Here is a 13,405-nt window from a genome sequence, read left to right as displayed (position 1 = left end):
GGAGGATAATGATGGCTAAAGTAATGGAAAAAGAAAAAACGAAGACAATTGACGTACAAGCAATGATTGATGATTTGGCAGAAAAAGCAAATGCAGCATTGAAAGAAATGGAAAGCTTTGATCAAGAAAAAGTGGACCATATCGTGCATGAAATGGCAATGGCAGCTTTAGATCAACATATGCCATTAGCGAAGATGGCTGTGGAAGAAACAGGCCGCGGTGTTTACGAAGATAAAGCAATCAAAAATATGTATGCGTCCGAATATATTTGGCATAATATCAAACATGATAAAACAGTTGGTGTGATCAATGAAGATGTCCAAAAAGGGCTGATTGAAATTGCTGAACCAGTCGGTGTGGTTTGCGGAGTAACTCCAACAACGAATCCGACTTCCACAACGATTTTCAAATCAATGATCGCGTTGAAAACAAGAAATCCGATCGTTTTTGCTTTCCATCCAAGTGCCCAAAAATCTTCTGCAGAAGCAGCACGAGTAGTACGTGATGCTGCTATCGCTGCCGGAGCTCCTGAAAATTGTATCCAATGGATCGAACATCCTTCGATCGAAGCGACTTCTATGCTAATGAACCATCCAGGTATCGCGATCGTCTTAGCGACAGGTGGAGCTGGAATGGTCAAGTCTGCTTACTCTACAGGAAAACCAGCTTTAGGTGTAGGTCCAGGTAACGTACCAGCTTATATTGAAAAAACAGCAAAAATTAAACGTGCAGTGAACGATTTGATCGTTTCGAAAACATTTGATAATGGAATGATCTGTGCTTCTGAACAAGCTGTGATCGTGGATAAAGAAATCTATGCAGCAGTAAAAGCAGAATTCCAAGCACACCAAGTTTATATCGTAAAACCAGATGAATTGCAAAAATTAGAAGATGCAGTGATGAACGAAGGAAAATATGCGGTCAATCCATCAATCGTTGGACATTCTGCGATGGAAATCGCAAAATTGGCAGGAATCAGTGTACCAAAAGGAACGAAAATGCTGATTGCTGAATTGGAAGGCGTAGGCCCATATTATCCGCTATCAAGAGAAAAACTTTCTCCAGTTCTTGCCATGATCAAAGCTAACAACACGGACCATGCGTTTGATTTGTGTGAAGGTATGTTGAATCTTGGAGGATTAGGACATACAGCAGTTATCCATTCAGAAAACGAAGAGTTGCATGTCAAATTCGGTCTTCGAATGAAAGCTTGTCGTATTTTAGTGAATACACCATCTGCAGAAGGCGGCATCGGTGATATCTATAACGAAATGATTCCGTCATTGACTTTGGGATGCGGTTCTTATGGTAAGAACTCTGTTTCTCGTAACGTCTCTGCTGTAAACTTAATCAATGTCAAAACTGTAGCGAAACGGAGAAATAACATGCAATGGTTCAAATTACCGCCAAAAATCTTCTTTGAAAAGAACTCTCTATTATACTTAGAGAAAATGGAAAACGTTGAACGTGTCATGATCGTTTGTGACCCTGGTATGGTCCAATTCGGTTACTGCGATACAGTTCGTGAAGTATTGGCACGACGTAAAAATGATGTGAAGATCGAAGTCTTCTCAGATGTTGAACCGAACCCATCGACAAATACCGTATACGCAGGAACGAAACTGATGGCAGACTTCAAGCCAGATACAGTAATCGCTCTTGGAGGCGGTTCTGCAATGGACGCAGCTAAGGGAATGTGGATGTTCTATGAACACCCAGACACATCTTTCTTTGGTGCAAAACAAAAATTCTTGGATATCCGTAAACGGACATATAAGATCGACAAACCAGAAAAAACACAATTCGTATGTATCCCGACAACATCAGGGACTGGTTCTGAAGTAACGCCATTTGCGGTCATCACTGACAGTGAAACACATGTGAAATATCCGTTAGCAGATTATGCATTGACGCCAGATGTCGCAATCGTCGATCCTCAATTCGTCATGTCAGTTCCAGCATCAGTCACAGCAGATACCGGGATGGATGTGTTAACACATGCAATCGAATCCTATGTTTCAGTCATGGCTTCAGATTATACACGTGGATTGAGCCTACAAGCAATCAAGTTAGTCTTTGACTATTTAGAAAAATCAGTAAAAACACCTGATATGGAATCACGTGAAAAAATGCACAACGCTTCTACAATGGCTGGTATGGCGTTTGCTAACGCATTCCTAGGTATTTGTCACTCAGTCGCACATAAAATCGGCGGGGAATACGGGATCCCTCATGGACGGACAAATGCGATTCTTTTACCGCATATTATCCGCTATAATGCAAAAGATCCACAAAAACATGCGATGTTCCCTAAATATGACTATTTCCGTGCAGATACAGATTACGCAGATATTGCAAAATTCTTAGGTCTGAAAGGCGAAACAACAGAGGAATTAGTCGAAGCTTTAGCAACGGCTGTTTATGAATTAGGAAAATCTGTCGGCATCAACATGAGTCTAAAAGCTCAAGGAGTCACACAAGAAACACTAGATACAACCGTAGACCGTATGGCTGAATTAGCTTACGAAGACCAATGTACGACAGCTAATCCGAAAGAACCATTGATCTCTGAATTGAAACAGATCATCATTGATGCTTACAACGGATAAGCAAAAGAAAGCGTAGAAAAAAGATAAGAAAATAGATGAAAAAGAACTTGGAAAACGTTGTTTCTCCAAGTTCTTTTTTTAATTTTCAAGTAACTGAAAGTTACTTTTGTTATTTAACATTTAGGTCAATTTTAGACAGTTTTTGTTCAAAAAGCGATATTTATAGTGGACGGTATTACTGCTATATTAAGGATATAAAATGAAAGCGTTTAAAAAGGTGGCGTAAAGATGATTATTAAAGAAGAGATTTTTGTACCTAAAGAATTAGTGAAAGAAAAAATTGACCTGCTCGTTGAAAACTTGACAACGATCAAAGACGATAATGGTGAATTTTTGTTGGACTTTGATGGACTGAAAGTAGATGACAAGAGCTGGACAGTGTGGAATTGGCCACAAGGTGTCGGTCTATATGGTATTTATAAAAATTACCAGATGACAAAAAATTCTCGCGCTTATCAAGTGGTCAATGAATGGTTTGAGGATCGTATGGAAGAAGGCGCTCCGCCCAAAAACGTTAATACAATGGCACCGCTATTGACTATGGCTTACTTGTATGAAGATACGAAAGATTCACGCTATTTGCCTTATTTAGAACAATGGGCAGAATGGGTCATGAATGACATGCCTCGGACAAATGAAGACGGGTTACAGCATGCCACATATGGACCGGAAAATAAGAATCAGTTGTGGGACGATACATTGATGATGACAGTGCTTCCTTTGGCAAAAATCGGGAAACTGTTGAATCGCCCAGAATATTTAGAAGAAGCTCGCTACCAGTTTATGATCCATATCAAATACTTGATGGATAAACGAACAGGATTGTGGTATCACGGCTGGACGTTTGAAGGAAATCATAACTATGCCGAAGCATTTTGGGCTCGTGGAAACTGCTGGTTGACGATTGCTATTCCAGAGATCATTGAAATCTTAGAATTATCGAAAGAAGATGCATTGCGCAAATTATTGATCGAAACACTTGAAGCACAAGTGCGTGCATTAAAAACTTATCAGTCTGAAAGCGGTTTATGGCATACGTTGTTGGATGATCCTTCTTCTTACGTAGAATCTTCTGCAACTGCAGGATTTGCTTATGGTATTTTGAAAGCGGTCCATAAACGTTATTTACCACAAGAATATAAAGAAGTCGCTTATCGTGCTATCCAAGGATTGCTTGAACAAATCGATGAAAAAGGAGAAGTTCAAAACGTTTCAATCGGGACAGGAATGGGGGACAGTTTAGATTTTTATCGGAATATCGGAATCACAGCAATGCCTTATGGACAGTCGTTAACGGTGCTTTGTTTGACAGAATTGCTCGTCTCTTATTGTTAAAAGAAAGGAAACCCATATGAAAAAAACATCACTGCTGTTTGCAGCAAGTTCGCTTAGCCTAGGTCTGCTAGGTCTAAGCGGCTGCGGAAATAATTCTAGTGTGGCAACTGTCGCAGATGCAGACGTAAATGAGATAGTTACCTTGCGCTTTGCTTATGCAAGCAACAGCCAGCCAGTAATTGATGCAATGAATGAATTTGGGCGTTTAGTAAAAGAAAAAACAGATGGTTCCGTACAGATCCAGTATTTCCCAGATGGACAACTGGGTGGAGAACGTGAACTGATCGAATTGACACAGTCAGGAGCAGTAGATTTCACAAAAGTAAGTGCCTCAGCGTTGGAAAGTTTCTCTAAAGATTATTCGATTTTTTCAGTTCCTTATCTATTCAATGATGAAGAACATTTCTTTAAGGTGATGGATAATGAAGAAATAATGGAACCAATCTACCAATCGACCAAAAATTTAGGATTTACCGGATTGACCTATTATGATTCTGGTCAGCGCAGCTTTTATATGGTAGACGGTCCGATCCATACGCCGGAAGATTTGAAGGGAAAGAAGATCCGTGTGATGCAAAGCGAAACCGCTATCAAAATGGTAGAGCTTTTAGGCGGTTCGCCCGTACCTATGGGAAGTGATGAAGTGTACACGTCTCTTCAATCCAATTTGATCAACGGATCAGAAAACAATGAATTTGTCTTGTATACAGCTGGACATGGTGGTGTGGCTAAATACTATTCCTATGATGAGCATACACGTGTGCCAGATATCATCATCATGAATGATGCCATCAAAGAACAGCTAACTGATGAGCAGGAAAAAGCCATTGAAGAAGCAGCAAAAGAATCAACGGTTTTTGAAATTGAAGCTTTTGCAAAAGCAATTGAAGAAGAAAAAGCTTTAGCACAAGAAGAACATGGAGTCCAATTCAATGATGTAGATAATACACCGTTTCGAGAGGCAGTTGCACCACTTCATGATATATTCAAAAACGATCCTACCTACAAAGACCTTTATCAAAAGATCCAAGAGCAAGGAGCGTAGCTGTGATGAAAATGATTTTAAACAAGGTATTAGAGATCCTGGGAGCTGTTTTGCTTGTTGGGATGGTCGCTGTTGTTTTATGGCAAGTATTTTCCAGAACGATTTTAGGAAATCCAAATACGGTCACGGAAGAGCTTGTTCGATTCGGTCTTGTCTGGTTTGCTATGTTGTCTTCCGCGTATGTTGTGGGACAAAAAGCACATTTAGCTGTAACGGTTTTAAGTGAAAAATTAACTGGCAAAAAAAGTAAAATTTTAGAAGTTGTTGTTCAAAGTTTATTTCTGGTATTTGCTGCGATGATCATGGTGTATGGCGGATGGAATGCTGTCACATTGACAATGGGGCAGATCTCGCCTTCTTTAAGTATTCCTATGGGATATGTTTATCTGTCAGTACCTGTATCGGGGGTACTCATCATTATCTATAGCCTGATCAATCTAATCGATACATTAAGCAACAAGCCAGCAATTCAAGAAAAAATATAAAAATGGAGGAATAAAATGGCAATAGAAGCCGGATTAGTGTTATTTTTTGTATTTGTTGTGTTGCTTGTATTAGGGATGCCGATTGCTATAAGTATTGCATTCTCATCAATGATGACTTTATTGTTAGTTATACCGTTTGATGTTTCTGCTTTTAGTTCAGCTCAAAAAATGGTGGGAAGTATCAATAGTTTTTCGCTGATCGCTATTCCGTTTTTCGTTCTCTCGGGCATTATCATGAATAATGGAGGGATAGCTAAGAAACTAGTGGATTTTGCGATGTTGTTCGTCGGGCGCGTGCCGGGGGCTTTGGCTCATACGAATGTGTTAGGGAATGCTTTATTTGGTTCCATCTCTAGCTCGGCCATTGCCGCTTCTACCGCGATTGGTGGAGTGTTGATCCCTCAGCAAGTGGAAGAAGGATATGACCGGAAGTTTGCGACAGCGGTCAATATCGCGTCAGCTCCGACAGGTATGGTCATTCCTCCAAGTACTGCTTTTATCATGTATTCACTTGTTGCTGGTGGTGCTTCGATCTCTGCTTTGTTTATGGGAGGTTATCTCGTAGGGGCTTTGTGGGCGCTAGGAATCATGCTAGTAGCATTCATCGTTGCTAAAAAGAATAAATACCCTGTTGTCGAAAAAGGACAGATGGCTCATGCTGGAAAAATAATAAAAGAGGCGATTCCTAGCCTTCTATTGATTGTCATCATTATCGGTGGTATCTTGACGGGGATATTTACAGCAGTAGAAGCTTCAGCGATAGCTGTCATTTACTCCCTGTTGATTGCTATGTTTTACTATAAAACGGTAAAACTAAAAGATATACCTAATATGTTGTTTCAATCAGTAGCAATGTCAGGGACGATCATGTTCTTATTGGCTACTTCTTCCATGATGTCTTTCGCCATGGCGTTTACCGGTATTCCTCAGGCAATTAGTTCGTTGATTATGGGCGTAACGGATAATAAATTTATTATTCTGTTATTAGTCAATCTTGTGTTATTACTGGTGGGTATGTTTATGGATGTGGCGCCTGCTATCTTGATTTTTACACCAATATTTTTACCAATCGTCACAAGTGTAGGGGTTGATCCTGTACATTACGGGTTGTTTTCAATCATGAATCTGTGTGTAGGCTCCATCACGCCGCCAGTAGGTACAGGACTATATGTCGGTGCAAGTGTAGGAGGCGTAAAAGCAGAGGCAATGCTGAAACCGCTTCTTCCTTTTTATGGGGTTATCTTAGTCGTCTTGTTTTTGATTACTTACTTCCCGCAAATCGTCATGTGGCTACCCAATATGCTGAGTTAGGAGAATAGTTATGTTGAACATTACAATTAGAGGACATGATCTTTCCGAAGTCCAAACGATAGAAGATCTTGCAGAAAAAACAAAAGAACAAGGGATTCATACACTGCAGCTCGCCTTAGGTCTTTCGTTTCCTGAAATACCTTCTGGCACAAATGAGATCAATTCTGGGATGGGAAATTATGTCAAACGAGTTTTAGAAAAGCAAGAAGTGACCGTAGGAATTTTAAGTTGCTATATCAATATGATTCATCCAGATTTAACGATACGAGAAGAGTTGCTGACAAAGTTCGAGCAGTATCTTCGCTATGCTTCTTCCTTTGGTGCGTCGATGGTTGCTTCGGAAACTGGATGTGTTTTGCCGGAAATCCAATATACGGAAGAAAATTTCACAGATGAAGCATTTGCTGAAGCAGTGTCCGTTATCCGTCGCTTGGTAAAAGCTGGAGAAAAATACCAAATGATGGTGGGGATAGAACCAGGTTTGAATCATCCGGTGTATTCTTTAGCAAGGGTAGAGCAGCTGATCCAAGCAGTAGATTCGGACTATCTAGGAATCATTTTAGATCCGACCAATTTGATCACAAGTAGTGATTATCAAGAACAAGTCCAATTGGTAGAAGAATCTTTTGAACGTTTTGGTGAAAAGATATGTGCGGTTCATTTGAAAGATTTTCGTGTCGAACAGGAAAAAATCGTGCCGGTAAATTTGGGAGACGGTGTGATCGAGTACACAAAAATCAAAGAAATCATCATGAAGAATCGTCCGTACCTGTATGTGGTTCTTGAAGAAACAAAAGATGATGGGATTCGTTATGGAAGAAGTCTTCTTGAATAATGTAAAGAAGACGTTGGTTAACTAATATTTAGAATGGAGGGGGCGGGGCTAGAAGATGCCACGTCTCTTCTTTTTTTATAAGAGTATATAAGAGCAGCTCTTTTTGATTACAAAAAACGTGGTATAATAAAATTGTGCATAAGTGAACAAAAGGAGGTGCGGCACATGCTCCAAAAGAAAATCAGCGGTGAACAAGTCAACACGATGGTTTCTGATCAGTATGAAATCTATCATGTCAAAGATGTCGTCAGCCAAAATAAAACGATCTATCATCATCATGATTTCTATGAGATCCATGCTACATTAAAGGGAGAAGCGACTTTTTATTTGAACGGACGACAATTTACGATCAAAGCAGGAAGTGTGCTGCTCATCCATTCCAATGATTTGCATCGTATCGTCCGCCAATCTTCAGATGTATTCGAGCGTGTCTATATCTTTGTCACCCCTTCTTTTCTGGAAAGTCGTTCCACGCCATGGTCTAATCTATCGGCTTGTTTTCAACCAATGGGAGAAAAGAGGAGTCGTGTATTGCAAATAGAACAGGAAGTATTGAAGCAAAAATTATCATTTATCGACCATCCTCCTGATAAAAAAATTTACGGTGAAGACATAAAATATGAACAAGCTCTGGTAGAATACTTGATTTTTCTTAATCAAGTTGTACAAAAAGAAGAGAGTGCGCAAGAACAGAATGCTGTAGTTCCTAATGAGCGTGTGGAACAAATGTTACAATATATCTCAAAAAATTTATCTCATCCGCTTTCTTTAGAGGAAATGGAAAAGCAATTTTTTGTCAGCAAATACCATATCACACGAGAATTCAAAAAGTACACTGGATTTACGTTTCATCAGTATGTAATGAAGAAAAAGCTGATCTATGCCAAGCACTTGTTGCGAGAGTACCGCAGCTCTAGTGCTGTATATAGTAAAAGTGGTTTTTCTTCTTATCCGCATTTTCTGAAAGCATTCAAGAGAGAGTTCGGCATAACGCCTAAAGAATTTTTGAAACGTGATACACAGAAACAGTTGGTTCATTATGAACATTTTGAAGATGAACAATGAGAATGATCACTAAAAAATAACCGCAGTAGCTGCTGTTGTTTACATAGAAGCAGAAACTGCGGTTATTTTATTTTTATCTATATATTTCAAAATATTTTGAAAAAATAACGTACATATTATATGAATCAGCTGAATTTACGAAAGTCTCTCGGCGATAGTCCTGTTTTTGCTTTGAACAGGCGGCTAAAGTAAGCAAAATTCTCAATCCCTATTTCTTCGGAAATCATTCGAACCGTAAATTCTGTATACCGAAGAAGGTCTTTAGCGTAAGAGAGTTTTTTGCTGATCAAATAATCGATTGGTGGAGAACCGATAAATTTGGAAAAATCTTTGCTCAGCTGATATTTATTCAATAAGAATTGTTGTTCTAATTGATCAAGTGTAATCGTTTCTTTGAAATGTTCGTCTAAGTATTGCTTCAGTTTGTAAACGTAGGCGGGAATATCCTCTTCTTCGAAATCTAGCTGATACTTTTGCAAAATCAGTTCATTCAGCAACTCGTGGATAGCTACAGAGGACTGGAAATCGGTACGGGCATTCGTGCCTTGTTGCATGTGGATCAATTCTGTGATCAAATGGTGGATCTTGTTTTCTGATGGATCCCCTGTTGAATGGAAGGTGTTATGGCCGTCTTTTGTGAACTCCTGATAAAATGATTGGACGTTCTGACCATTCAAATGGATCCAATCCATTTCCCATGGTTCTTCGCTGATCGTTTGATAACGCTGATATTCTTGGCAGTCAATAAAAAATAAGTCTCCAGCTTTTAGCTGTTGCTGATTATCATTATATGTAAGCGAACCTTCGCCAGACAAAGTAAACTTTATCAAGTAAGAAGGTAAATGTGCTCGTTCAGTATAGTAAGGGATTGGTGCTTTGAAGTAACCGATTTCTTGGATATAAAAAAATAAATTCCTGCTTCTTTGTGTAGGCGTCAAGATCACTCTTTTTGAGTCTTCCGACCATGAGTGGTTGGCTTTTTCCCAGTAATCCATGTAAACACTCCCAACTTGTCAAGATAATGCAATTATATACCAAAATAGTGTGAAGCAAAATATAAGATTCTGTATTATGATAGCATTGTTAATAAATGATAACGCTTTATTAATAAAGTGATAATCAACAATAAAGTAAAAGAGGTGGAGAAATGAATCCAACATTTGTTGCCATCGATATCGGTGCATCAAGCGGACGACTAATGAAAAGTACGAGGGATGCAAAAGGTTCTTTGATCTTGGAAGAAGTGCACCGGTTCAAAAACGGCTTTCGGAACAAAGACGGTCACGATCGCTGGAAGATCGATTATCTTATCAAAGAGATTTTGATTGGATTTGAAAAATTAAAGCAGACAGGGATTGATCGCCTTTTTGCGGGGATCGATACATGGGCAGTCGATTACTGTCTGATTGACGAACAAGGGGATCGGATAAATGATCCGATTGCTTATCGGGACAAGCGTACCAATGGAGCAGTAGAACAGTTTTCTGAAATCTATTCTCTAGATAAGTTGTATGAGCAGACAGGGATTCAGATCCAGCCTTTCAATACCTTGTTCCAATTGTTTGCTGAAGAAAAAGAAAATTTGGCAAAAGCACATAAATTGTTACTGATACCTGATTATTTAGGGTATGTCTTTACTGGTAACATGGTGACGGAGAAAACTAATGCATCTACTATGCAGCTGCTGAATGCAGGGACAAAAGAATGGGAAATAGAACTTCTTGAAAAAATCGGTGTCTCGAAGGAATTATTTCCACCATTGACAGAGCCGGGAACGATACTAGGAGATCTGCAAAAAGAACAATTTTCAAAATATGATTTGCCAGATGTGACCTTTATCACAGTAGCAAGTCATGATACGGCGTCAGCTGTATTAGGAACGCCAGGCCAAGGAGAACGTTGGGGTTATATCAGCAGTGGGACATGGTCGCTTTTAGGGATTGAAACAAAGATCGCCAATGTTTCTCGCAATGCTTTTTCTGAAAATTATACGAATGAATGGGGTGCCCATAACACGGTGCGTTTTTTGAAAAACATCATGGGGATGTGGTTGATCCAGGAAGTTGCCCGAATGCAAGAGTACGAGTACAGTTATGCGGAATTGGCAGAGCTTGCTGCAAAAGAAAAACCGCTGCAGCAAGTGATGGAAATCAATGACCCTCGATTTTTGAATCCCCCAAATATGATAGAAGAGATTCAGCAATACTGTTTTGAAACAGAGCAGCCAGTCCCTGTCTCATCGGGAGCTATCGCTCGTTGTGTGTATGATAATCTTGCTCTTTGTTACGCACAAGAGCTGATCAAAGTAGAACACTTAACTGGAACGAAATTGGAAAAGCTGCACATCGTAGGGGGCGGATCGAATAATCGTCTACTGAATCAATTGACAGCAGATTATGCCGGAATCATTGTAGAAGCAGGTCCTAGTGAAGCCACAGCAATCGGGAATGTTGCCATGCAAATGCTCAGTACAGGTCAGTTTTCGAATATAGAACAAGCAAGAAATGTAATCAAACAGTCGTTTCCATGTGAAACTTTTTACCCAGATGAAAATAAGCAAAACACGATGGAATGGTACGTGAATAAAATCAAAGGAGTAATCGTATGAACACGATTGAAAAAAATTACGAACAAGCAAAAGAAAAATATGCAACTATCGGTGTAGATACAGATGCTGTACTAGAAAAGATACAGGACATCAAAATTTCTATGCATTGCTGGCAAGGAGACGATGTCAAAGGTTTCTTGACACCGGATGGCGAATTGACCGGTGGAATCATGGCGACAGGGAATTTTCCAGGAGCCGCACGAACACCTGAAGAGCTTAGACAAGATCTGGAGAAAGCTTATTCGTTGATACCGGGCAAACACAAATTGAATCTTCATGCTATCTATTTGGATACAGAAGAATCTGTCGATCTAAATGAAATTGAGCCGAAACATTTTGAAAAATGGGTAGAGTGGGCAAAAAAAGAAGAAATCGGTCTTGATTTCAATCCGACTTTCTTTTCGCATCCAATGATGAAAGACGGCTTTACATTGGCTCATCCAGATAAAGAAATTCGTGAATACTGGATCGAACACGGGAAAAGAAGCCGCAAAATCGCGGAGTACTTTGGGAAAGAAACTGGACAAACAAGTATCAATAACTTTTGGGTACCTGATGGGATGAAAGATAATCCGATTGATCGTTTTACCCCACGGAAACGTTTAATGGAATCACTCGATGAAATTTTTACAGAAGAGTTAGATGAACGGTATGTACAAGATGCAGTAGAAAGCAAACTATTTGGTTTAGGCGCTGAAGCTTATACAGTCGGTTCCCATGAATTTTATATGGGTTACGGGTTGACTCGTGACAAACTTGTTTGTCTAGATGCTGGACATTTTCATCCAACAGAAGTGATTTCCAATAAATTATCTTCATTAGCTTTATTCAGCAAAGGAATCATGTTGCATGTTTCCCGTCCAGTGCGTTGGGATTCAGACCATGTGGTTTTGATGGATGATGAATTGCAGGAAATCGCTAAAGAATTAGTCCGTAACGAATTGTTGGAAAAAACAAATATCGGTCTGGATTTCTTTGATGCAACGATCAACCGTATCGCTGCTTGGGTCATCGGTACGAGAAATACACAAAAAGCACTGCTGAAAGCTATGCTGGAACCAGTTGAGCGATTGAAAGAAATGGAGCTGGCTTTTGACTTTACTTCAAGAATGGCTTATACGGAAGAATTGAAAGATTTCCCGTATGCCGATGTATGGAATTATTTCTGTTACAAAAATCAAGTTCCAGTTGGTTTGGATTGGCTGGAAGAAGTCCAGGAATATCAAAAAGACGTGTTGGAATTAAGAAAATAGGAGTGTGGCTATATTGAAAAAAATAGATATTTTACAAGCGCCTTATGTAAAAGAAATGATCGAAACGACGTCGAATCTTTATCGCTTGGGATGGGATGAAAGAAATGGCGGGAATATTTCTTATTTACTAAAAGAAGAAGAGATCACACCGTTCTTGGATCCTGAAAAAGTGATCCGCCGCATCTCGATGATTTTTGATGCCAGCCGTTTAGCAGGATGCTATTTTATTGTAACTGGTTCAGGAAGATATTTTAAAAATGTAGCGAGCGAACCTGCCGAGAATCTTGGAATCGTTCGAGTTGCTGAAGATGGCAAAACACTGGAACTTTTGTGGGGGCTGGAAAACGAATGCCTTCCTACAAGCGAGTTGCCAAGTCATTTCATGAGTCATATCGCCCGTTTAGAAGTAGACCCAGATAATCGGATCGTTATGCATTGCCATGCTAGTCATCTATTAGCGATGAGTTTTACGCATGAATTAGACGAACGTTCCTTTAGTCGTACGCTATGGCAAATGTGTACGGAATGCTTAGTTGTTTTTCCAGAAGGAATTTCCATCATTCCGTGGATGGTTCCGGGAACAAATGAGATTGGGGAAGCAACAGCTGAAAAAATGAAAGAAACTCGATTGGTTTTATGGCCACAACATGGAATCTACGGGTCAGGAAAAGACATGGATGAAGTCTTTGGTTTGATCGAGACAGCAGAAAAAGCAGCAGAAGTCTATACGTACGTCAAAGCGCAAGGACCAATCTTGCAAACAATCACGGACGAAAACCTGTGGCATTTAGCAGATGCGTTTGGTGTCACTCCAAAAGCAGGTTATTTGGAGGAAGTTCATACGAAAGCAGGTGTCTGA

At 39.7% G+C, this 13,405-nt stretch carries 11 protein-coding genes; 10 read left to right on the top strand and 1 reads right to left on the bottom strand.

Annotation, left to right across the window (positions count from 1 at the left end; genetic code table 11):
- Window positions 1-11: 11 nt before the first annotated feature.
- From adhE to OS138_RS03090, 7 genes are all read left to right on the top strand, one after another.
- On the top strand, window positions 12-2,609 hold the full coding sequence (adhE, locus tag OS138_RS03120; protein WP_325069700.1) for a bifunctional acetaldehyde-CoA/alcohol dehydrogenase: 2,598 nt from the start codon (window positions 12-14) through the stop codon (window positions 2,607-2,609).
- Between the two features lie 228 nt (window positions 2,610-2,837).
- Entirely contained in the window at window positions 2,838-3,944 is a 1,107-nt protein-coding gene (gene bglB / locus OS138_RS03115) for a beta-galactosidase BglB (protein WP_192205501.1), read from the top strand.
- A gap of 16 nt (window positions 3,945-3,960) precedes the next feature.
- Window positions 3,961-4,989: a TRAP transporter substrate-binding protein gene (locus tag OS138_RS03110; protein ID WP_002294179.1), complete on the top strand. Its 1,029-nt coding sequence runs from the start codon at window positions 3,961-3,963 to the stop codon at window positions 4,987-4,989.
- Between the two features lie 5 nt (window positions 4,990-4,994).
- Complete coding sequence (locus OS138_RS03105) at window positions 4,995-5,474, top strand: TRAP transporter small permease (protein WP_086325096.1); 480 nt, start codon at window positions 4,995-4,997, stop codon at window positions 5,472-5,474.
- Between the two features lie 15 nt (window positions 5,475-5,489).
- Window positions 5,490-6,785 carry a TRAP transporter large permease gene (locus OS138_RS03100; protein WP_002288256.1) on the top strand — a complete coding sequence of 432 codons (1,296 nt, stop codon included), beginning with the start codon at window positions 5,490-5,492 and terminating at the stop codon, window positions 6,783-6,785.
- A gap of 10 nt (window positions 6,786-6,795) precedes the next feature.
- The gene (locus OS138_RS03095; RefSeq protein WP_325069699.1) at window positions 6,796-7,620 is read left to right on the top strand and encodes a sugar phosphate isomerase/epimerase family protein; all 825 of its coding nucleotides are present in this window, start codon (window positions 6,796-6,798) and stop codon (window positions 7,618-7,620) included.
- Window positions 7,621-7,785: 165 nt separating this feature from the next.
- A complete protein-coding gene (locus OS138_RS03090) occupies window positions 7,786-8,685 on the top strand; it encodes an AraC family transcriptional regulator (RefSeq protein ID WP_002288252.1) in 900 nt (299 codons plus the stop codon).
- 125 nt (window positions 8,686-8,810) lie between these two features.
- Here the strand turns inward: OS138_RS03090 and OS138_RS03085 are convergent, their stop codons facing one another.
- The gene (locus tag OS138_RS03085; RefSeq protein ID WP_002298317.1) at window positions 8,811-9,680 is read right to left on the bottom strand and encodes an AraC family transcriptional regulator; all 870 of its coding nucleotides are present in this window, start codon (window positions 9,678-9,680) and stop codon (window positions 8,811-8,813) included.
- Window positions 9,681-9,832: 152 nt separating this feature from the next.
- Here OS138_RS03085 and rhaB point away from each other — a divergent pair, with 152 nt between their 5' ends.
- From rhaB to rhaD, 3 genes are read left to right on the top strand one after another with little or no spacing between them, the layout of a single operon-like run.
- Window positions 9,833-11,293: a rhamnulokinase gene (gene rhaB / locus OS138_RS03080; RefSeq protein WP_002288250.1), complete on the top strand. Its 1,461-nt coding sequence runs from the start codon at window positions 9,833-9,835 to the stop codon at window positions 11,291-11,293.
- The gene (gene rhaA / locus OS138_RS03075; protein ID WP_086319625.1) at window positions 11,290-12,546 is read left to right on the top strand and encodes an L-rhamnose isomerase; all 1,257 of its coding nucleotides are present in this window, start codon (window positions 11,290-11,292) and stop codon (window positions 12,544-12,546) included. The genes rhaB and rhaA overlap by 4 nt, the downstream gene beginning before the upstream one ends.
- 13 nt (window positions 12,547-12,559) lie before the next feature.
- Window positions 12,560-13,405, top strand: coding sequence for a rhamnulose-1-phosphate aldolase (gene rhaD / locus OS138_RS03070; protein ID WP_002288248.1), 846 nt, complete (start codon window positions 12,560-12,562; stop codon window positions 13,403-13,405).

This window comes from Enterococcus sp. E5-37, from assembly GCF_035726925.1.
Lineage (GTDB): Bacteria > Bacillota > Bacilli > Lactobacillales > Enterococcaceae > Enterococcus_B > Enterococcus_B faecium.
Note: the sequence above shows the minus strand (reverse complement) of the source record. Positions and strands in the feature narration are given on the sequence as shown.